The 21,786-nt window shown below is 42.2% G+C and carries 21 protein-coding genes; 10 read left to right on the top strand and 11 right to left on the bottom strand.

Going from position 1 to position 21,786, the window contains the following annotated elements; genetic code table 11:
- The first annotated feature begins 67 nt into the window (after window positions 1-67).
- Window positions 68-1,213, top strand: coding sequence for an alanine--glyoxylate aminotransferase family protein (locus tag G4P69_RS22135; protein ID WP_243903015.1), 1,146 nt, complete (start codon window positions 68-70; stop codon window positions 1,211-1,213).
- A 24-nt stretch (window positions 1,214-1,237) separates the two neighbouring features.
- Window positions 1,238-1,600 carry a Spx/MgsR family RNA polymerase-binding regulatory protein gene (locus G4P69_RS22130; protein WP_208351248.1) on the top strand — a complete coding sequence of 121 codons (363 nt, stop codon included), beginning with the start codon at window positions 1,238-1,240 and terminating at the stop codon, window positions 1,598-1,600.
- Here G4P69_RS22130 and G4P69_RS22125 read toward each other — a convergent pair.
- Window positions 1,566-1,919, bottom strand: coding sequence for a phenylpyruvate tautomerase MIF-related protein (locus G4P69_RS22125; RefSeq protein ID WP_208351242.1), 354 nt, complete (start codon window positions 1,917-1,919; stop codon window positions 1,566-1,568). The genes G4P69_RS22130 and G4P69_RS22125 overlap by 35 nt on opposite strands.
- A gap of 60 nt (window positions 1,920-1,979) precedes the next feature.
- Here G4P69_RS22125 and G4P69_RS22120 point away from each other — a divergent pair, with 60 nt between their 5' ends.
- The gene (locus G4P69_RS22120) at window positions 1,980-3,215 is read left to right on the top strand and encodes an MFS transporter (protein WP_208345853.1); all 1,236 of its coding nucleotides are present in this window, start codon (window positions 1,980-1,982) and stop codon (window positions 3,213-3,215) included.
- Window positions 3,216-3,787: 572 nt separating this feature from the next.
- Window positions 3,788-5,248, top strand: coding sequence for an RNA-guided endonuclease InsQ/TnpB family protein (locus tag G4P69_RS22115; RefSeq protein WP_310834451.1), 1,461 nt, complete (start codon window positions 3,788-3,790; stop codon window positions 5,246-5,248).
- Here the strand turns inward: G4P69_RS22115 and G4P69_RS22110 are convergent.
- A complete protein-coding gene (locus G4P69_RS22110) occupies window positions 5,174-5,548 on the bottom strand; it encodes a hypothetical protein (RefSeq protein ID WP_208346538.1) in 375 nt (124 codons plus the stop codon). The genes G4P69_RS22115 and G4P69_RS22110 overlap by 75 nt on opposite strands.
- Window positions 5,549-5,624: 76 nt before the next feature.
- On the opposite strand from G4P69_RS22110, the gene G4P69_RS22105 reads away from it, so the two are divergent.
- Complete coding sequence (locus G4P69_RS22105; protein ID WP_208351239.1) at window positions 5,625-6,353, top strand: Uma2 family endonuclease; 729 nt, start codon at window positions 5,625-5,627, stop codon at window positions 6,351-6,353.
- Between the two features lie 98 nt (window positions 6,354-6,451).
- Here the strand turns inward: G4P69_RS22105 and G4P69_RS22100 are convergent, their stop codons facing one another.
- The 3 genes from G4P69_RS22100 to G4P69_RS22090 all read right to left on the bottom strand — a co-directional run bounded on the left by G4P69_RS22100 (window position 6,452) and on the right by G4P69_RS22090 (window position 10,996).
- Window positions 6,452-7,663 carry a type II secretion system F family protein gene (locus G4P69_RS22100; RefSeq protein WP_208351236.1) on the bottom strand — a complete coding sequence of 404 codons (1,212 nt, stop codon included), beginning with the start codon at window positions 7,661-7,663 and terminating at the stop codon, window positions 6,452-6,454.
- 147 nt (window positions 7,664-7,810) lie between these two features.
- A complete protein-coding gene (locus G4P69_RS22095; protein ID WP_208351233.1) occupies window positions 7,811-8,938 on the bottom strand; it encodes a type IV pilus twitching motility protein PilT in 1,128 nt (375 codons plus the stop codon).
- Between the two features lie 45 nt (window positions 8,939-8,983).
- The gene (locus G4P69_RS22090) at window positions 8,984-10,996 is read right to left on the bottom strand and encodes a GspE/PulE family protein (RefSeq protein ID WP_208351230.1); all 2,013 of its coding nucleotides are present in this window, start codon (window positions 10,994-10,996) and stop codon (window positions 8,984-8,986) included.
- A 633-nt stretch (window positions 10,997-11,629) separates the two neighbouring features.
- Here G4P69_RS22090 and grpE point away from each other — a divergent pair.
- The 5 genes from grpE to rsgA all read left to right on the top strand — a co-directional run bounded on the left by grpE (window position 11,630) and on the right by rsgA (window position 17,636).
- Complete coding sequence (gene grpE, locus G4P69_RS22085) at window positions 11,630-12,379, top strand: nucleotide exchange factor GrpE (RefSeq protein ID WP_208351211.1); 750 nt, start codon at window positions 11,630-11,632, stop codon at window positions 12,377-12,379.
- A 386-nt stretch (window positions 12,380-12,765) separates the two neighbouring features.
- Complete coding sequence (dnaK, locus tag G4P69_RS22080) at window positions 12,766-14,727, top strand: molecular chaperone DnaK (RefSeq protein WP_208351208.1); 1,962 nt, start codon at window positions 12,766-12,768, stop codon at window positions 14,725-14,727.
- 463 nt (window positions 14,728-15,190) lie between these two features.
- The gene (gene dnaJ / locus G4P69_RS22075) at window positions 15,191-16,321 is read left to right on the top strand and encodes a molecular chaperone DnaJ (protein WP_208351203.1); all 1,131 of its coding nucleotides are present in this window, start codon (window positions 15,191-15,193) and stop codon (window positions 16,319-16,321) included.
- Window positions 16,318-16,569, top strand: a complete 252-nt coding sequence (locus G4P69_RS22070) for a sulfurtransferase TusA family protein (protein ID WP_208351192.1) — start codon at window positions 16,318-16,320, stop codon at window positions 16,567-16,569. The genes dnaJ and G4P69_RS22070 overlap by 4 nt, the downstream gene beginning before the upstream one ends.
- Window positions 16,569-17,636 carry a small ribosomal subunit biogenesis GTPase RsgA gene (gene rsgA / locus G4P69_RS22065; protein ID WP_208351190.1) on the top strand — a complete coding sequence of 356 codons (1,068 nt, stop codon included), beginning with the start codon at window positions 16,569-16,571 and terminating at the stop codon, window positions 17,634-17,636. The genes G4P69_RS22070 and rsgA overlap by 1 nt, the downstream gene beginning before the upstream one ends.
- 139 nt (window positions 17,637-17,775) lie before the next feature.
- Here the strand turns inward: rsgA and G4P69_RS22060 are convergent, their stop codons facing one another.
- From G4P69_RS22060 to G4P69_RS22035, 6 genes are all read right to left on the bottom strand, one after another.
- The gene (locus G4P69_RS22060) at window positions 17,776-18,156 is read right to left on the bottom strand and encodes an aspartyl protease (protein WP_208351188.1); all 381 of its coding nucleotides are present in this window, start codon (window positions 18,154-18,156) and stop codon (window positions 17,776-17,778) included.
- Complete coding sequence (locus G4P69_RS22055) at window positions 18,147-18,605, bottom strand: hypothetical protein (protein ID WP_243903014.1); 459 nt, start codon at window positions 18,603-18,605, stop codon at window positions 18,147-18,149. Before G4P69_RS22055 ends, G4P69_RS22060 begins: the two co-directional genes overlap by 10 nt.
- 580 nt (window positions 18,606-19,185) lie before the next feature.
- A complete protein-coding gene (locus tag G4P69_RS22050) occupies window positions 19,186-19,788 on the bottom strand; it encodes a hypothetical protein (RefSeq protein ID WP_208351187.1) in 603 nt (200 codons plus the stop codon).
- A gap of 599 nt (window positions 19,789-20,387) precedes the next feature.
- Window positions 20,388-20,723: a XisI protein gene (locus G4P69_RS22045; protein ID WP_208346392.1), complete on the bottom strand. Its 336-nt coding sequence runs from the start codon at window positions 20,721-20,723 to the stop codon at window positions 20,388-20,390.
- A 230-nt stretch (window positions 20,724-20,953) separates the two neighbouring features.
- Window positions 20,954-21,367 (bottom strand): type II toxin-antitoxin system VapC family toxin, encoded by a 414-nt coding sequence (locus G4P69_RS22040; protein ID WP_243903013.1) that lies wholly within the window; start codon window positions 21,365-21,367, stop codon window positions 20,954-20,956.
- Window positions 21,367-21,672 carry a type II toxin-antitoxin system HicB family antitoxin gene (locus tag G4P69_RS22035; RefSeq protein WP_208345978.1) on the bottom strand — a complete coding sequence of 102 codons (306 nt, stop codon included), beginning with the start codon at window positions 21,670-21,672 and terminating at the stop codon, window positions 21,367-21,369. The genes G4P69_RS22040 and G4P69_RS22035 overlap by 1 nt, the downstream gene beginning before the upstream one ends.
- Window positions 21,673-21,786 lie beyond the last annotated feature (114 nt).

Raw genomic sequence — 21,786 nt, 5'->3', positions numbered from 1 at the left:
TCCTGACTCCTGTATTCTTCATTTATAAACACTCATCGGTCTGTAACACCGTTTTACTCAAGTCATCATGGAAACACTAAAAATCAACAACAGCCAAAAATTACAGCTTAAACCCCTAGAAGTGCCTAACCGTCTACTATTGGGACCAGGACCATCTAATGCTCATCCTGCAGTTCTGGGAGCGATGAATAAGCCTCCAGTTGGACATCTTGATCCAGCTTTTTTGGAACTGATGGATGAAATTCAGTCACTTTTAAGGTACGTGTGGCAAACAGAAAACCCACTAACTATTGCGGTAAGTGGTACAGGTACGGCTGCAATGGAAGCAACAATTGCCAATTCTGTAGAACCGGGTGATGTGGTTCTTGTAGGGGTGGCGGGATATTTTGGTAATCGCCTAGTAGATATGGCTGGACGCTATGGTGGAGATGTGCGCACTATTACTAAACCTTGGGGACAGGTTTTTACATTACAGGAACTGCAAGCGGCTTTAGAAGTTCATCGTCCAGCAATTTTGGCTTTAGTACATGCGGAAACTTCTACAGGTGCGCGTCAGCCGTTGGAAGGCGTGAGTGAGTTGTGTCGCGAATTTGGTTGTTTGCTCTTAGTTGATACAGTGACGAGTTTAGGGGGTGTACCAATCTTTATAGATCAGTGGGGTGTTGACTTAGCTTATAGCTGTAGCCAGAAAGGACTAGGTTGTCCACCAGGAGCTTCACCTTTTACAATGAGCCAGCGAGCAATCGAGAAGTTGCAGCAGCGAAGCACAAAGGTGGAAAACTGGTATCTTGATATGCTGTTGTTGGGTAAGTATTGGGGAAGCGATCGCGTCTATCACCATACAGCCCCGATCAATCTCTACTATGCCTTACGAGAAGCCTTACGGCTAGTGGCAGAAGAGGGTATAGAAAATAGCTGGCAACGACACCAGGAGAATGTAGAATATCTTTGGGAAAGTTTAGAGAGTATAGGACTTTCTTTACACGTTGAGCGAGAGTTTAGATTACCACCCCTTACAACAGTTCGTATCCCCGCCAGCGTTGATGGTAAAGCATTCTCACGCAAGTTGCTGGATGAATATAATATTGAAATCGGCAATGGCTTGGGTGAACTAGCTGGTAAAGTTTGGCGAATTGGTCTAATGGGTTACAACAGCCGCAAAGAAAGTGTAGACCAACTCGTGGCAGCTATGCGAGAAATTCTGCCTCATTAAATATATTATAAAGCTTGTGAATTTATGTCTGTGAAAGTTTACGGAATACCAAACTGTGGAACCTGCAAAAAAGCTTTTCAATGGCTTAAAAACAACAATATTGACTACGAATTTATTAATACTAAAGAAAATCCGCCCACCTATGAAACAATTCAAAATTGGGTAGAATCTTTGGGTTCTCAAGCAATGCGCAATACTTCCGGTCAATCGTACCGTGCACTAGGTGAAGAGAAAAAGACGTGGACGGATGAGCAATGGGTTCAAGCATTTGCCAGCGATGCAATGTTGCTTAAGCGCCCACTATTTGTTAAGGATGAAAAGGCAGTGCTGGTGGGTTTTAAGCAGCAGGAAATTAACCAAAAGTTGTGCTATTCCAACCCCACATAGCTCCCTTAGCATCAGCAAATTCTATATAAATGCGATTTGTCGGGACTCCCAGCGTTTGGTTAATCTGCTGGCAAAATTCCTGACTCATCGCTTTGGTTTGCTCTGGCTTCATAGTGCCGATGCTTTTAATTTCAATATAGCAAACCGGGTCTGTAGTGCCAGCAAATGTCATGGGAACTTCTGGCTCAAAAGCTGTCATGACATAAGATTCTGGTTTTCCTAAATGTTGTGCCAACTTAGCTGATAAACTCAAAAGCATTGCTTCTACTTCAGCTTTTTGAGGAGCAGATACAGAAGATTGCACTTTAATTAAAGGCATAATAATTCCCAACTAATTCGACGCTATTTAGTTTATCGGATTCTCGAAACAGAACCTCATATGCAAACTGCTACAGACTCGGTTCCAAGAACACGCTGGCGTATTCCAGTTATTCTGGCAGTGACGGTATTCGTCAACTACCTAGATCGCAATAATATTGCACTAGCTATGCCACGTATTGCTCAAGATTTTGGCTGGACTACTCGTGAGATCGGGTCAAATGGTGAACTGCTGTTAGCTGCATTCTTTTTGCCTTATGCGTTATCGAACATGCTGCTTAGCCCTTTTGCTGAAAGGTTTAGCCCTAAGCGTAGTACGATCGCAGCAATTACGGCTTTCTCTATGTTTACTATTTTAATGGCAATATTAGGAAAGTCTCTTAAGCTATTGATTCTACTCCGTCTGCTTCTTGGTATTGGGGAGGGTGTCCACATTCCAATGCTAAGTGCGCTTACCAGTCGTTGGTTTTTACCAGGTGAGCGATCGCGAGCAAATGCAATTTGGGGTGTTGGTATTTTAGTTGCTAGCGCGATCGCACCACTAATTATTGTTTCGTTGAGCAACGCTATGGGTTGGCGTACAACATTCGCCGTACTTGGTATAGCTGGTTTGTTGCTCTCAATTCCGCTCGTTTATTTTTTTGTACAGGATGAGCCTCCCCGCAATAGTCTCATTAAAGACTCCTTTCGTGCCGAGGGTCAAGTCATGAAAACACCCAGCAGAAGCTACATTCGTGATCGGCGTTTTTGGCTAGCTGTGTTCGGTGGTATTCTCAACGCCTTTTGTGCTTTTGGTATGCTCAGCTGGTTACCAATCTACTTCAATCGTGCCAAAGGAATTGATTTTACCAGCTTAGGGTGGCCACTTGCACTGGTTTTTGCTGCTGGTATAGTAGGTATTGTTGTCATGGCTTACTTAGGAGATCGCTTCCAATGTCGAACGTTGCTCGCAAGTGGTGGTTTTCTGATAGCTAGTGTAATGGTATACCTTGCCTCAACTACTAATACATTGGGACTATTGGTGTTATTTTTTGCCATCGCTGTATTCTGTCAAAGTGCTTACGGTGCTCAAGAATATGCGATCGTTCAACGTCTGTTACCTGCTGAACGGGTTGGTGCTGGCACCGGATTGTACAATGGTCTTTCAGTACTATTTGGTGGTGTTGGAGGATCACTAATCCCTGGCTCGATCATCGCTATGACTGGCAATTTTGATGCTGCAATGTTAAGCATTGTTGCGGGTGCCTTAATCGCATCTTTTATCTTATTCGTATTAGCGCGGTTGATCAGGTATTGATTTTTCTAATCAGTTCCACCCCAAGTCCATGTCGGATTACCATTCTTGATACCTTTTTTAAGAACAACGAGAGGATAGTCGTTAGCTAATACCAAAAGAAGCCCCACATCTGAATCCGGTACTCCAGATCAGTGTGGGATGAATTTTGGGGCAATGACGAAACCGCCTCCGACCATAGTTGACCCTTCGGGTGACGCTCGTTCCTCGCTAACGCTTCGCTAGCGCTACCGCTTCGAAGATCGCAGTCGCCTACGGAGGGAAACCCGGAGTGCAGCGCTGTCTCACTGCAACTCAACTAGGGAGCGAGGTGGTTGAGGAATTACCCTTCGGGTTCGCAGTCGCCTACAGAGGGAAACCCGGAGTGCAGCGCTGTCTCACCATTCTCAAGTTTAAGGGAATCTATAAAATCCTCGATTATTGCTGTCATTGTTTTATCTTTCTGCGCAGCATATAACCTAAACTTATTTAATCTTCGCTCACTAATCCGGATTTGTAAATATTTGCTTTTCATATTGTTGTGTCAATGTCACTACAATAATGTTATACTAATTCTAGTAAGAAAAACAAAGGAGGTGATTACTACGCTGCTAAATTACCAATACAGAGCTTACCCAGACACCAATCAAAAACTAGAACTTAACGAATGGTTGAGAATTTGCCGCTATTGGTACAATTGGCAGCTTGGCGATAGATTTAATTGGTGGGAATTAAACAGGAATTATGTAATTCTTCCTCAAGGAGAATTCTGCTTAATCTCTTGCACTGTCACTCCTCCAGATCTGAGAGACAATCCAGATTTTTATAGCCAAAAAAAGCTATTACCAGAATTCAAAAAAGACTTAATCAAAGTTCGTCATTCTGGTGAGTTACTAGACTTTAAATCTGTACCATCTCAAACACTGCAAGATGTTTCAGATAGAGTTAAAAAAGCGTTTGATAGCTTCATCGTTGGTGACAACAACGGCAAGAAAAGCGGAAAGCCAAGATTTAAAAATACCGCTAACTTCCGCACGATGAAGATTGAGGGGCAAGCCGTAACCATTGAACGAGTAGAAAAAGACTGGTTATTCCTGTCAATTTCAAAGCTTAAAGGATGGTTGAAAGTGAGGCTGCACCGACCACTACCCGATGGTTTTATCCTTAAAAACATTCTTTTAACCCGTAAAGCGGACGGTTGGTATACCACTATCTGTCTCGAAGATCCAACAGTGCCAGTATTTAATCCTGACGATGTTACCCCTACTTGGGATAACTCTTTGGGTATGGACGCGGTGTTGCATGAGGATGATTACCTTGCAACGTCAGAAGGTGAAAAGCTACCCTCCCTTAAATCGTTCCGTAAGTCTCAAGCACGGCTCGCCAAAGTTTCTAAACGTAAGGCTACTAAGAAAAAGGGGAGTACTAACCGTCGTAAACTGGCCAAACGGGAAGCGCGAGAACATCAACGTATTGCGCGGTCACGTAAAGATCACGCTTATAAAACTGCTCATAAGCTGGTGCGTACTGGCAAAAAAGTTTTCTTTCATGAAGACTTGAATTTACGCGGTCTTACCAAGCGCAATAAAGCTAAAAAGGTGCAGCAGGGAAAGTTTCTTTCAAATGGACAAAGCGCCAAGTCAGGTTTAAATAAATCTTGGTTGGATGCTGGTTTCGGTCAATTCTTTACAAGTCTGGACTACATAGCCTCAAAAGCTGGAGCAGCTGTAGTAAAGGTAAATCCTGCGTACACATCACAGTTGTTGTCATATCGTGATGAACTTGTATTCATCAACTGTGATATCAGGAGTTACTTTGACCCTCAAGAATTGCTTTATGTTGACCGCGATGTGAATGCATCCATTAACATAAAGCGAGTTGGGCTGGGACTGTTCCCAACTATAAAAAGCCGGAAAGGGAAAGTAGTTATTTCTACTGCGAAAGCTAGTACCTCGAAGGAAGTTCTGCAAGTTCTGCGTAAGCTAGCCACTGTGTCTAAAAACAGTGTTGATGGGACGGCAGAAGGCCACTGTGACCGCTTGCGGCACTGTGGGTAGTTCACCGTAGATTGGTTTTAGAGTTCCAACCCACGTAACACTAAAATTATTGCTGTTAGTGATCGATAAATTAGTGGCGATCGCACTTAAGTTAGCACTTCCATCAGTAGCAAAACTACCTTCACGATAAGGTTGAGAAACTTCGGTAGCTACAACTTTACTTGGACAGCTTTGCTTGTTTTCGTTTTCACTATAAACTTTTAGCTCAATATTTTGTGCTTGGGCGCTTAAGGTAGGGAATAAGGACAGCGAACCGATTGCTATTCCTAATATTAGGTGTTTAGAGGAAAGGATAATCATTTCTAGAATTCAGTAGAATGGTATAACCTGTATTGCGCACGCTCAAGGTGCTTCAAGCACGACACTTGGTAAAACTATGCCGTCAGAAAACCTTAAAGTCAATACGCTACCAAGCACCGAAGAATTGACTTGTTCTGACGATATACCTGTGGATAACGAAGACCAGAATTTTCTCCCCAATATCTTACTGTTTTTACTAACCTCAATCTGGGCAAACCGCACCGACTGGTTTTTCGGCGTAGACATGGCAATTTATCACACAACAGGGGCTAATGTGAGAGTCCCGGTAGTCCCAGATGGGTTCCTGAGTTTGGGAGTTGCTCGTAAAAAAGGCGGGAAATCTCGGAGGAGTTACGCTGTTTGGGAAGAAAATGATGTCGTGCCAATACTATCATTGGAGATTGTCTCCCACACTCCAGGCGGTGAATACGACGAAAAATTAGAAATTTATCAGAAACTTGGTGTACTTTATTACATCATATATAATCCCGAATATTGGCAACGAGATCGCCAACAACCATTTGAGCTTTATAAATTGGTAGATAAAAATTATCAATTACAAATTGGCGAACCTTATTGGATGCCAGAAGTAGGATTAGGAATCGGACGATATAAAGGCGTTATTGGTGGAATTCAACAAGAATTTTTATCTTGGTATGGAGAACACGGTGATCGCTATTTAATGGCAGAAGAAATAGCACAACAACAAACCGAAAAGTTACAAGCAGAGCAGGAACGGGCTGAGCAATTAGCACAATATTTGCGTTCTCTTGGTATCGATCCTGATAATTTACCTAGCAATTAGAGACAAAAAATCAAATACTCAGCCCCTTTGTTAGTCTTCGTTTAAGGAACAGTGCGAGTCGTGCCAAGGTCTAACAGAGATAAAGTTAATTGTTTGAGCTAACCCATCTTTTCAAATACCTTAAACATAGGAAGATACATTGCCAGCAAAATTGTACCAACCATTCCTCCCAAGACCACGATCATCAACGGTTCCAAAACACTGGTTAGAGCTTTAACTGCTTGCTCAACTTCGTCTTCATAGAAGTCAGCAACCTTCATTAACATACCATCTAATTCCCCAGTTTCTTCACCAATACTAATCATTTGAATTGCCATAGCCGGAAAAACACTTTCTTTCTGCAATGCAATGCTGATCATACCTCCTTGTTGAATGTCTATACGGGCTCCATCTATGGCATTAGCAACCACCTGATTACCTGATGTATCTCGTACAATTTCCAAACAAGTAAGAATTGGAACACCTGAACGTGTCAAAGCCCCAAATGTACGGCTAAAGCGTGCAACAGAAGATTTTTGAATTAAGTCACCAAATAAAGGCATTTTTAAAGATAAACGGTCTATAGTTTGGCGTCCAACTGGAGTCGCATAGTATCGTTTATATGCAATATTTCCTGCTACAAAAATAGCGATGATAACCAGAACTCGCCAACTGCGTAATATTTCACTACACGTCATCAAAAATTGTGTAAGTGGTGGTAATTCTGTTCCTAATTCTTGAAATATCTTGGCAAAAATTGGGATGAGAAAAACGGTCATGCCCACAAAAATAGTAGTTGCCAAAAAACCAACAACCATAGGATACGCCAACGCTGATTTAATTTGGTTCTGTAATCGGGCAACATCCTCTAATAACTTGGCTAGGCGATTGAGTACTTCATCTAATACACCACCAACCTCACCTGCCTGAACCATACTGACATATAAACCATCAAAACAATCAGGATGTTTACGCATCGAGTCCGAAAGGTTAACCCCGCTTTGAACATCAAAGCTAATATCTCTTAAGGCTTTTTTCAGTTTAGGGTTAGAACACTGTTCAGATAGAACCCCTAAACTTCTAACAATTGCAACACCTGCATTCACCAAAGCAGCAAATTGACGTGAAAAGACAGCTTTATCTTTAACAGAAACTTTAACAAATGAGTCTTGAATTTTTTTAAAGTCAAAGCCTAAAGATTGTTTTATATCTTCGACGACGAAACCTTGCTGTCTGAGAGTTGTACGTGCCTGCACTATTGATTCTGCATTAATTGTTTCTTTTTTAGCTTGTCCTTGTGAATCCCGGATACGGGCAACAAAAGTAGGCATGGTAATTTTAAATTGTTAGATGTCAATTTTGGAAGAATTCAGGAGGAGCAACAGCTATCAGTTATCAGTTATTAGTTATTACCTCGTCATACGCCTTGATAACTGATAACTGGTTACTGTTCACTGTTTTAAGGCTCCTTTTTATAATTATCTCTTAATACCAACTGCGGCTTTTGGGGCTGGCGGTGGCGGTGGTGGTGGTGCAGAACCAATGAGCCGCTGAACTTCGTCTGGTTTAGAGGTTTTAGACATCGCTGCTTCAAAGGAAATAGTTCCCGCTTTGTATAAATCAGCTAGAACTTTTTCCAAAGTTTGCATTCCCAATTTACCACCAGTTTGGATAGCCGAATAAATTTGAGATGTTTTACCTTCACGAATTAAGTTAGAAATAGCAGGCGTCACAATCATAATTTCCTGCGCCATGACACGACCGAATTCCCCTGGTTTAGGATTCTTTTTAGAAACTAAAGTTTGACTAAATACTGCTACCAAAGAGTTGGACAATTGTACACGCACTTGAGTTTGTTTTTCATGGGGAAAAACGTCGATGATCCGGTCAACGGTTTGAGCGGCTGAACTCGTGTGCAAAGTACCAAATACTAAGTGTCCTGTTTCAGCAGCAGAAATAGCCAATGAAATTGTTTCTAAATCCCGCATTTCTCCCACTAGGATAATATCTGGATCCTCCCGTAAAGCTGCTTTTAACGCATTAGCAAAGCTCTTGGTATCTTCACCCAATTGTCTTTGATGAACTAAACTTTTAATTGATTCGTAAACAAATTCAATCGGGTCTTCTACTGTTAATATATGCTCTGCTTTAGTACGGTTAATTAGATCGATAATGGCGGCTAACGTAGTAGTTTTACCAGAACCTGTTGGTCCTGTTACTAGAATTAATCCTCTGGGTTTGTCTGCCATTTCGCGGACAACTTCTGGCAAACCTAATTTATCGAAATTGGGAATCTTTGAACTTAATGCTCGTAAGCAGGCAGCGTAAGAACCACGATCTTTATAAACGTTAACCCGAAAACGTGCTAATCCCTTAACTCCGTAGGAACAATCTAGCTCCCAGTTCTGCTCTAATGTTTTACGTTGGGAGTTGTTGAGCATACTAAAAATTAGTCTTTGGCACTGATCTGCTGTTAAGGGATCTTCTCCAATTGGGGTGAGTTTACCACTGATGCGAAAGTAAGGAGGTAAGCCAGCAGATAAATGCATATCTGAGCCGCCCATTTCGATCATCTGCTCCATTAAATCTTCAATCATCATTTCCATAGTTCTTCTTGGGGTTAGGGGGTTTTACTAACGGTTAACGACTAACTAATCTTTAAACCTAGGTGTCAGGCAGTAAGGACAATCGAGCCATTCTGGTTTCAATTCGGCATGACAAGTTTGGCAGGTTAAACTGGTTTTGCGTTTAGCTTTTAACTCTGCTTCTAAACCTGTGTCGGTGAAAGTCACCCGTTCTACTTCTTCTAGGGTGGTTGCACCTTGACGCACTAAATCTAGGCTGTAAGCTAGTAAGGTTTTCATACCTTCTTCTACAGCGACTTCTTTAATGCGTTCCGTTGGTGCTTCTTCAGTAATTAGTGTTTGTAGGCGCTCGGTAATTCGCATAACTTCGTACACACCACAGCGCCCTTTATAACCAACTCCATTACACTGTGAACAAAGCTGATTTTGACTTTTAGCTTGTTGGATTTGCTCGGGTGTTAGGGAGTTAGCTTTGTACAAGGTAATATCTGCTTCTTGAGAAGCTGATAACCCGTAGCGAGCTAGTTCAGCTGGAGTCGGAGTATAAGGAATGCGACACGTAGAACAAACGCGCCGAACCAACCGTTGTGCTAAAACACCAATTAGGGAACTAGAAATCATAAAAGACTCAATCCCCATTTCCCCCAAACGAGCGATCGCACCTGGAGCGTCATTAGTGTGCAAAGTTGTTAATACTAAGTGACCAGTGAGCGCTGCTTCGATGGCGGTTTTTGCTGTTTCCTTATCCCGTGTTTCACCAACCAGAATCACATCTGGATCTTGGCGTAAGAAAGCTCGTAAAGCGGTGGCAAAATCCAACCCTTTTTCACGAATCACCTGTACTTGAGTGATCCCTGGCAAACTGTATTCAATTGGGTCTTCCACAGTACTGATATTAATTCCTGGAGAGTTCTTTTCAGCCAAAGCCGAATACAGCGATGTTGTTTTACCAGAACCAGTTGGTCCAGTCACTAAAATCAGACCAAAGGGGCGAGATACCATTTCCTGGACAATTTGTAAAGTCTCTGGATCTGTAATTAGCTTATCCAACCCCAATTGAGTTGCTGAATTATCCAAAATCCGCAGTACGATCTTTTCTCCGTAGCGACTAGGCAAAGTATTAACCCGAAAGTCTACTTTACGTCCTTCAAATAATCGTCTGATGCGTCCGTCTTGGGGTGAGCGCCGTTCAGCAATATCTAGGTTGGAGATAATTTTAAATCGCGCCGTCACAGCAGGGATAATTTTCTTCGGCAAGGGATCAAAAGCTTCACGTAAAACCCCATCCTTACGAAAGCGAATGCGTAAATGTTCTTCTTGGGGTTCAATATGAATATCAGAAACCTTGTCAAATAATGCTTTAGCCAAAATCCTGTTGACTAGATTAATGACCGGAGCATCCTCCGCACCCTTCATTGCTGCGCCCAAATCAGTCTCTGCTTCTTCGGATGCATCCTCTACATTCAGATTTTCGAGATTTTCTAAATCTTGATTAATGTCTATAGACTTTTCTTGCTCAAGGTGCTTTTGCCGAATAGCCTGATCATCCAAATACTTGTTGATGATCTGCTGGTAATCCTCCTCGGTAATCACCATGCGCTGCAATGACAAGTTTTGGGGGCGCAAGATGCGGTTTAGATCATCGCAAGCCTCTAAGTTATCTGGATCCACCATTGCCACTAAGACATAGGGTGGATTTTGATCTTCATTTTTTGCTAGTGGTACTATGCGATGACGACGACAAACATCCACTGGGATCAGAGTATCAATCAGTTGACATACCATTGTATTGCCAACCTGACTGACATCGAGATCTAAGCATTCAACGCCATAAAGTATTTTAAGTTCAAATAATTGCTGTTTCTTATATTGTCTGAGCAAATCTGGTGTTAGTTGTTGCCCAGTAATAGATTCCAGCACTTCTATCAGTGGTCTGCCAGACTTACGGCTTTCAAGCAGAGCCAGCCTCATTTGTTCGCTATTGACGTAGCCAGATTGTACTAGCTTAGTTCCGAAGGGCGAAAACTCTGTTCTTGTTGTTAGAGCCGTACTACGCCTTTGTAATGAGGAGTAAGTCATATATAAGTAATGAATAGGGAAAACCTCTAAGTAAGAGTATTCCCATCTTCTAAAGGAAAATTACTATGGGGCAATGGGCAATGGGCAATGGGCATGGGGCATAGGGCAATGGGCATGGGGCATGGGGCATGGGGTATGGGGCACCAGTTATAAGGTTTTAGTGTGTCACGAGGTTTCTTTTAATGCTCCGTACGTTTTCATCAAGTAACGTATATTTCTATACATATAAGTACTTACAGGCTTGCTCTGGTTGGTAAAAAAGCAGTAAACTTCCAGAGCGAGAGAGATAAGGCGCTGTTGGTAAGCTTTTCTACATTTGAACAGCATTTTGCTGTTTTTTTGGGAAAAGCTTCAAACCTCCAATGCCCCATGCCCCATGCCCCATCCCCCACTCTTCGGTAATCTCCCTTTCAGGCATCTACACCAATAGGCTCAGCATTTGTCACAATAGAGGACGGTGAAACCAGTTCCAGTGAAAATGGCGGCAAAAAAATCCGCCACTTTTGTTAGCAGTGAATGGCAATAGCGCAACAGGAGATCTAACCCAGTCTGTTGCTTTTTGCCTCCTAAATTCAACGGCTGCAAAATGTGGCAATTGACTGTTGTGTTGAATATCTGGGAAGAGTACACATAATGATCGAAGAGAATAAACAAGTTAACAATACAAGTGAGCAATCTGATGAAGCAGTAGAGGTAAAGCAAGCAATGAACAGCGACTCTCCAGCCCAAATAAACTCTAATGAATCTGGTAACGAGGTGACAGAGCAAGTGCAAGATCAAACAAACACAGCTGAAGATCCAGCTACTCTTAATCAAGAAAATAATGCAGTGGGGGCTGATCAAACAGCAATTGACACTGCGGTTATAGCGGAAATGACCCAACAAATAGAGTCTTTAAAAACACAGCTAGAAGATCGCAATACCCAGTATATGCGGATCGCAGCGGATTTTGAGAATTACCGCAAACGAACTCAAAAAGAGAAAGAAGAGGTAGAACAGCAAGTCAAGCGAAACACGATTATTGATTTACTCCCAGTAGTTGATAATTTTGAACGGGCGCGAGCACAGCTTAAACCGCAAACAGATGGGGAAATGACCATCCACAAAAGCTACCAAGGTGTTTACAAACAGTTAGTAGATAGCTTGAAGCGCTTAGGTGTATCCCCCATGCGTCCAGAAGGTCAACCATTTGATCCCAATCTCCACGAAGCAGTAATGCGGGAACCTACGGATGAATATTCTGAAGGAACAGTGTTAGAAGAGTTAGTGCGCGGATATTACCTGGGAGAGCGCGTGCTGCGTCATGCTATGGTCAAAGTTGCGGCTTTGAAGGAAGATACTCCACCTTCTGAAGAAAATCAGTCGAATTCAGCAAACACTTGAACAAGTATCAGCTTGCTGTCATTTGTTGGTTGTTATTGTTGGTGAGCGACTTGTTGGAGAGCCAGCGAGATTTAAAGAAGGGTTTTTAACACCCTTCTCTTAGCCAAGACCGTACGCGCGAGGCGTTAAAGTAGTTCCTCGCTGGCGAGGTGGTTATACCCGCAGGGCTTTACAAGTTCCCTAGTTACCTTTTTAGGTGACTTCCTGTAGAGTTGTTTGTTCTTAACAGCCAGTCACAATTAACCACAAATGACCCAAAAGTCTTGGTAAACTTGGAACAGCATTGCACATCCCAATAAATAGTCCGCGAAACATCAACCTTAAGTTTTGAGCGAAGGTTTGCTTAAACAGCAAGGTAGAAGCAATCAGTAAAAATACCGATTTTTATGGGAAAAGTTATTGGGATCGACTTAGGAACTACTAATAGTTGTGTAGCTGTTCTCGAAGGTGGTCAGCCAATTGTTATTGCCAATTCAGAAGGTGGACGAACCACTCCTAGTATTGTGGGATTTGGCAAAGGCGGCGATCGCTTAGTGGGACAATTGGCAAAGCGTCAAGCTGTAACTAATGCCGAAAGCACAATTCATAGTATTAAAAGATTCATTGGTCGTCGCTGGGATGACACCACTGGAGAACGTGAGCATGTACCCTACACCTGTGTTAAGGGTCGAGACGATACGGTTGATGTCCAAATTCGCGGACAAAATTATACACCCCAAGAAATCTCCGCCATGATCCTGCAAAAACTAAAACAGGATGCGGAATACTTCTTAGGCGAATCTGTTCAACAGGCAGTGATTACCGTACCTGCCTATTTTACAGATGCGCAAAGACAAGCAACTAAAGATGCTGGGACTATTGCTGGACTAGAAGTACTAAGGATTATCAACGAACCAACAGCTGCTGCTTTAGCCTTTGGTTTAGATAAACTCGACAATGAACAGTTAATTTTAGTCTTTGACTTAGGTGGTGGTACATTCGATGTCTCCATTTTGCAGCTCGGGGATGGAGTATTTGAAGTTAAGGCAACTTGCGGTAACAACCACTTAGGCGGAGATGACTTTGATAACTGTATTGTCCGGTGGATGATGGAAAGCTTTCAGAAAGCCGAGAACATCGATCTTTCAACTGATAAAATGGCTTTGCAACGCCTGCGTGAAGCAGCAGAAAAAGCAAAAATTGAGCTCTCTAGTATGGTGAATACCTCAATTAATTTGCCATTTATTACTGCTGATGACACTGGTCCCAAGCACCTAGAAATGGAACTTAGCCGTGCCACATTTGAGGAATTAACTAAACATTTAATTGAAGGCACTATCGCTCCGATGATCCAAGCGTTGAAAGATGCAGATCTTAAACCGCAAGATATTCAACGGATTATTTTAGTGGGTGGTTCCACTCGCATTCCCGCAGTTCAAAATGCTCTGAAGGAATTTTTCCAAGGAAAAGCACCAGATCGCTCCGTTAACCCTGACGAAGCAGTCGCACTTGGCGCTGCTATCCAAGCTGGAGCACTTGGTGGTGAACTGGATAATTTCCTACTTTTAGATGTTACACCTCTATCGCTAGGAATTGAAACTTTAGGAGAAGTATTTACTAAAATAATTGAGCGCAACACCACAATTCCTACCAGTAAATCCCAGGTTTTTTCCACAGCCGTTGATGGACAAACTTCTGTAGAAATTCACATTCTTCAGGGTGAACGGGCAATGGCACGGGATAACAAGAGCCTTGGTAAATTTTTACTAGCAGGAATTCCTCCAGCCCCCCGTGGTGTGCCACAAATTGAAGTTTCTTTTGAGATCGATGTCAACGGTATCTTAAAAGTTTCCGCCCAAGATAAAGGCACAGGTAGAGAACAAAGCATTCGTATTACGAATACTGGTGGTTTGAGTGCGCAAGAAGTAGAAGCGATGCGGCAAAAAGCTGAAATGTTTGCTGAACAAGACTCTAAACGAAGAGAGTTGGTTGAACTCAAAAACCAAGCTAATAATTTGTTGTACAGTTACAACTCAACTCTAAAAGATAATGGTGACTTAATCGCCGAGCAAATGAAAGATTTGATGACTGAAAAAGTCTCACAGATCCAAGCAGCAATAGCTAATGAGCAAATCTCGATACCAGAATTCAAACAACGCTTGAATGATTTTCAACAAACTATATTCTCAATAAGTGCCGAATTATACAATAAATCTGACAGCCAACCAGATAAAGTTCCTGAAAGTTCCCCAACTACGTCGACTTCAACAGTTAACAATTCAAGTGATGATGAAACTCCAACACCAGAATTGAATTTTGATTGTCAAGACGAAAGTACCTTACAGGTTGATTATGAGGCGATAGAATAATAGGGCAATGGGCATGGGGCATGGGGCATGGGGCATTGGCTAGAAGAGAAGAATTAAATCAGTAAGTCTTTAGCGAGCAAGAATTAACACTGTTCGGATACACCTTTTTTCCTCCCCTGCTCCCCCTGCTTCCCCTGCTTCCCCTGCCTCCCCTGCTCCCCCTGCTCCCTGCTCCCTGCCCCCTGCTCCCTCCTGTGGGGTTTTCCACACCTTGAGGTGCGGCTAGCCCGTCTATAAAATCAGCGTAGTTTTTCGCTGGTAAGTAGCACAATTGTAAAAGAGACAGCCACAAGCACTAATTTTTTTCCTCTTCCAAGAGAAAGAATCGGGCGCTCGTGGTTTGTTGGTGATTTTTGTAAAAGGTAAAAGGTAAAATATATTATTAATAAAACTTAACTCTTGCCTTCTGCCTTCTGCATAGCTAGATAGCTGCTTTCTACCTTTTAACCTTCACCTTTGCTATATGGCCCGCGATTATTATGAAATTCTAGGTGTCTCTCGTGACGCCGACAAAGAAGAAATTAAACACGCCTATCGCCGCTTAGCCCGGAAATATCACCCAGACGTGAATAAAGAACCGGGAGCGGAAGAACGCTTTAAGGAAATTAACCGTGCTTATGAAGTGCTTTCCGAACCAGAAATGCGAGAGCGTTATAACCGCTTCGGTGAAGCTGGTGTGTCAGGTGCTGGCGTAGGCTTCCAAGATGTTGGTGATATGGGCGGTTTTGCCGATATCTTTGAAAGCATCTTCAGTGGCTTTGCTGGCGGGATGGGGGGTCAAACGCAAAGACGGCGCAATGGTCCGGTACGAGGCGATGATTTGCGGCTAGACCTAAAGTTAGATTTTCGTGAAGCAGTATTTGGCGGTGAAAAAGAAATTCGCATTTCTCATTTAGAAACTTGTGAAGTTTGTACCGGAACAGGGGCTAAACCAGGAACCCGCCCTCGCACTTGCTCCACTTGTAGCGGAACAGGTCAAGTGCGTCGTGTTACTAGAACCCCTTTTGGAAGTTTTACCCAAGTTTCAACTTGTCCTACCTGTAATGGGACAGCAGCAGTTATTGAAGATAAATGCGAAGCTTGTGATGGTAAGGGTGCAAAACAAGTCACGAAAAAACTAAAAATTTCCATTCCGGCTGGGGTGGATAACGGTACACGTTTGCGAATATCCCAAGAAGGGGATGCAGGTCAACGTAGTGGTCCTCCTGGGGATTTGTACGTTTACTTATTTGTTAATGAGGATGAAGAATTCCAACGGGATGGGATCAATGTCTTATCAGAAATTAAAATTAGCTACTTGCAGGCAATTTTAGGTTGTCGCTTGGAGATAAATACGGTAGACGGACCAGTAGAACTGCTCATACCACCGGGAACGCAGCCCGATACAGTTATGAAGCTCGAAAATCGGGGTGTGCCGCGTTTAGGTAACCCTGTGAGTCGAGGGGATCATATGATTACAGTGTTAATTGATATCCCAACTAAAATCACACCAGAGGAAAGGGAATTGCTGGAAAAACTAGCTAAAATTAAAGGAGATCGTACTGGTAAAGGCGGTCTAGAAGGCTTTCTGGGAAGTTTCTTCCACCAACGATGAGTCCATCCTCTCAACTAATTCCTGATGCTCAACTTGACTTGCGCGGAACCCCTTGTCCAATTAATTTCGTGCGCACAAAATTGCGTTTGCAGCAAATGAACCCCGGAAGCTTACTGGAGGTTTGGCTAGACCCAGGTGAGCCAATAGAGCAAGTTCCTGATAGTCTAACGATGGCAGGTTTTATCGTGGAACAAATTACAGACTGCAGCGGGTATTTTTCCATACTAGTGCGCCGTCCTCTTACTTAATGGAAAGGGAAGCAAAGGTCGCCACGGGAGATTTGCTTGGCACGGTTGTGGCTGTGCAAGCAAATTTTTACCAAGTACAGCTAGATGTTGTAGAGGCGGTAAGTGTTACGTCTCTGCTCTGTACCCGTAGAACGCGTTTAAAAAAAATTGGACAACAAGTGATAGTTGGCGATCGCGTAGTTGTAGAAGAACCAGATTGGGCTGGTGGACGGGGAGCGATCGCCGATGTTCTACCCCGTCAAAGTCAGTTAGACCGCCCAGCAATTGCTAACGTTAACCAAATTTTGTTGGTTTTTGCTGCTGCTGATCCACCTCTGGAGCCTTACCAACTGAGCCATTTTCTAGTAAAGGCTGAATCCACACATTTAAATCTCGTTCTATGCCTAAATAAAAGTGATTTGATTTCCACTGAGCAAGAGATGGAAATCCATACTCGTATAAAAAATTGGGGTTATGAACCAAATTTTATCAGTGTAAATAAAGGTATAGATGTTGACAAACTATCCAGCCTACTAAAAGATAGAATAACTGTTGTCGCTGGACCTTCAGGCGTTGGTAAATCTAGTTTAATTAATTCACTAATTCCTAGTGTTCGCTTAAGAGTGGGGGAAATTTCTGGCAAGTTAGCCAAAGGTCGCCACACCACCCGTCATGTAGAATTATTTGAATTACCTAGTGGTGGTTTACTAGCTGATACTCCTGGTTTTAATCAACCTGACCTAGATTGTACCCCTGAAGAATTAGCCTATTATTTCCCAGAAGCAAGAACACGCTTAGAAGCTGGTAGTTGTCGCTTTAGTAATTGCTTACACCGTGATGAGCCTGAGTGTGTAGTTCGCGGAGACTGGGAGCGTTATCCCCATTACTTGAACTTTTTGGAAGAGGCGATCGCACGTCAAACAAAACTCAACCAACAAGCAGATCCCGAATCTACCGTAAAGCGCAAAACCAAAAGCGAAGGACAGAGCAAGTACGAACCAAAGTTGGAAAGTAAAAAGTATCGCCGTGTTTCTCGAAAAACTCAACAGCAGTCCCTCCAGGAGTTGTATCAGGAAAGCGAAGAATAAAATTTTACAAGCAACCCCGAATTATACTAAAAACGGCTGAGAGCTTTACTTTTCAATAATCGCCAAAAGCTTATTTGCTTGCTCCAAGCTTATAGCCATTGTTCAAAAAGTCTCGTTATTACCTGTTCGCACTATAGTATCATTGTTCTATCATCTTAAGCGTCAATATTCCTTTTGGTTTATTGACCACTAATTCCATAATATCCAACCACAGCGAACCCATGATGGTATCGGGAATATCGTCGCCAACGTGTACAGGTATGATTACTTCAATGCCATCGATAATTACTTTACCTTCATAGATGTTAAACCGTGCGTTCCCTCGTGCTGTGGTCATTTCAACCTGTGCGGTAAGCAATGACCATTCCAAAGCTTCCAGGTCTTGGGTATTAATGGCTAACCATCCGTCGGTAAATCCGGTATCAAACAGAGCGTCCACCGAAAACTCCTCACCCGAGACAGCCACAAGCTGAATTTCAAAGTATAGCTCACCGTTGTCTCCAAACGAACCTACACCCATAATCTGCCGCAGGTTCCCGTGTCGTTGAGCCTGAAGATTGTTAGTTTTACCTCGCCAGTGTTGCCATAGACCTCGCGGATTTTTTGCGTTATCCCTAAAAGTGTTGGGTCAAGGAGATACTGTTCCGTATCGGGATCAATGGCAATATGCCAGTTGTAATGTGTCTCTCGGAGCTGGGGATGCAAGCGCAGGAAAATGGGACGACACCGCGTGGCTAGCGCATCGCGTTGCTCTTGGTGATGATTTTTTTCCGATGGCGATATAGGAGATGGTGGCAGAATGCGGGTACGTCGTGGGTGGGATACTTGTGTCATGTAATCAATATATAAGTAGTGGCTGTGAATATTTTTATTATTGCTGGATGGGATGGACTTTACCATCCCATCCAGCAATATTCTCACCCAAGCGATCGCGGATCTCGTTTGCGGGTGTAGCTGATAAACGTCCATTCCCCCGATTGACTACGCCGAAACAGATCCACGGACTTATACCAATTCTCTAAAATATGACTACACATCAAAGTAGTAGGTTGGGTTGAGGAACGAAACCCAACATTTTTAGGATTTTGTTGGGTAACACGAGCGTTCAACTCAACCTACAATTATCCTTAACCGAACCGTATTGCGCCGTACCCTATCCTTGCGGGCTCGCTGCGCTAACACCGAACCCCTAAAGGTGAACGCCCCTACTTTAGGTATCTGTAGCGTAATTCAAGAGAAATGATATTAGTCTCACATCCCACTCTAGCTAAATTGGCATTTTGGCATATCGACAACTAGGAAAGTTGTTATCTTTACAGCACTCCTCTTTGCTATAGCTAAATATCGACTTCTTGCAGAAGCCCTCGGTTGCTTACCGAGGGTTTTTATTTTAAAGGGGACTGGGGAAAAGTTCTTTCCCAATCGCCAATACCCAATACCCTCAGATTTTGTAAAGATTACGCTGCTAACGCGATCGCTGATGGTAGCTAACCAGCATTGGTCTTAAATGCATGAAAAAAATTTGCTACCATCACCAACGGCAATATTTTTAGCGTACACGTTCTGGATAAACTCCGAAAGAATCAAAGAAATTAACAGCTTCTGTGGTTAATTCTCCTCGTGTTACAGCTGCCATAAAATACATCCGTCCTTTGACTATAAATCCTCGATATTCTCCGGTTGTGCCATCAGTATGTTGCACCAACAACTCTAAACCGGGGTATTTATTAATTTCCAAATTAGTGCTTCTCACGATTTTACCTGTACTAGTCATTTCTTCTCGCATTGAAGTTTGTAATACTTCGCGAATTTGTCCAGCAGATAAATAAGGTGCTTCGACTGGCAAATCTCTGTGGATAATCACGTATGCGGTTTGGGTTGTGTCACTCCACGATGTTAATTTCCTAAGTTTATTATCTTGTATGGAACCTGGCATCTGAATTGAAAAATCCCGGTTTAGTCCCCAGTAGGTGTCATTGAGTGCAACTAGGGTAGGTTGTTTTGTTGTTAGCTGGTTGTCATTAGGCGATACTAAAAATGTTGATTCAGATTGATTGACTTCGGTTTTTGATAAGCTAATAGCTTGTGCTTTGGGAAGGCAGACTGAAGTTCCTAACACCAGGATTGCCAATGTCAATTTCCATGCTTTCATGACTATTTATCTCCTACCAATAATATCGAGGTATTATTTTTGATGTGAGTTCGATTGTTTGAACCCCTTCATTAGGAGATACGAATTTATTGAGGTGCAATTACGCAGTTGGTAAAAGATTTTTTTGATTTTGTGGAGGAATAATGTAATGCTTTTGTAGGGTGTGTGAGGGCTACAATAAATCATTAAGTGCGGCGAAATAAATCGAGACTGCTGTCACGCACCAATAGATAAGAATAGTACCCAAGACTGCACGGGTTTTGGAAAATCGTAGGTTGGGTAGAGCGCAGGGCAAACGCATTAAAACTCAAAGCGAGGCAGGCAGGGGAAGCAGGGGAGGCAGGGGAATAATCGGAGAATATGTGCTTGATATCGAGTTTGGTTAATGACTTATAATAGGTTAAAAATAAGGGGTTGCGGAAAGATAAGGATAAAGTACAAGCGATCCCTACGCTAAGCATGTCGCACTCTCTGCTCATCCCACAGACATGCGATCGCCAGCCTACCGCATTATTAGTTACTAATTGTGGTGCGATCGCATTCCGTATTTAATCCACTGAAATTTTTAGCAAGAGGAGGTGATCGGCTGTAGTTGAAAATCACGCCACCGCAAATTCTGTATATTGTCTAACATCCTCTGGATGAAAAGCCAAAACAATTTTATCTTTAGGAATTCCTGCGGCTACAAGTTCATTGGCTATGCCATATTCAGTCCCATCACGCTGAATCCAGATTTTACCATTAATAATTTCAATATGAATAATACAACCATGAACCCGTTCTTCTCCTTGCCATCCCAAAGTCATTACTATGTAATTAGTTGCTGTGCGGTCAATGATGAGTTTTGTTTTTAATTGACCATAGGCATAGGGAATTTTAACATATTCAGTCAAAATGTCTTCGATAATTTTTTGATATTTTTCTAAGGTATCCATTGCACAATTACCTCTTGTTTTTGGTCAAATATTAGTAGACGCAGACGATTCTTTTTCAATAAAATCTTGCCTATGGGTTCGGTTAAAATTTCAGTGTTAAGTTCGCTGGGAAATGTTTACTGGGTTTGGAAATTGAGCAATATTATAGATTAATATTAGGGTTATTTGGGAGATAATATAGTATTTATAAATGATTGGTGATTACAATAGCACAATTCCAAAATTCAAAGCTAAGTTGACCAATCTTGGATTGTAAGTCCTGGAACTTTCTCAAAATCTCGCAGATTTCTCGTTAAGAGGATTCCTTTATTTGCAATAACTATTGAAGCGATACGTAAATCTTGAGTTCCAATACGAATACGTTGCGCTCTGAAATTTTGATAAATTTCTTGAGATTTTTCGTCATACGTAAGGACATTAAATTCAGATAGTAGCATGACTGTTTCAACTAATCGCTGATAAGCATTTGATTGGACAAATCCCTCTCTTGCTTCAGCAACTTGAGCCAAACGACCTCTTAATTGTTCTTCAACATTAATCGCAGTTGTTGTTAGTTGTATTTTCGCTGCTAATAGTTTTGGGATTAGGATAGGATGATTTCGCCCATAAAGACTCAAGTGGTCTGTATCTAAAATATAAATCATCACTCATCTACTATTGTATTTGATTCTTTGCGGATAGCAGCTAGTTTCTCCATGAAATCATCAAATGTTGGGTCGTTAGCAAATATTCCTGCATATTTCATCTGAGTTATTTCTTGGTGAGGTAGTTCTTTAGGATTAACTTCAATAGTCACAAACTTACCTGTTGCTAATTGCGTTTCTAACGCCGTTTTAACCTTTGATATAGCTTCTTCTTCTGTATTAGCCTCAACTATTACAGTTGGCATACCAATCACTGATGCCACAAAGTTATCTTTTTGATTTTGGACAAAAATTTGGTATTGCATAATTGTTGATTTTTAGGTTTAGAAATAAGAACTATCTATAATAATATAGCAATCCTATATGAGTTATGAAAATTGAAAGTCTTAGATCCCCAACTTCTTAAAGAAGTCGGGGAT

Origin of the sequence: Aetokthonos hydrillicola CCALA 1050 (assembly GCF_017591665.1) — a bacterium.
GTDB classification, from domain to species: Bacteria; Cyanobacteriota; Cyanobacteriia; order Cyanobacteriales; family Nostocaceae; genus Aetokthonos; species Aetokthonos hydrillicola.
This window is presented reverse-complemented; position numbering and strand designations above follow the sequence as displayed.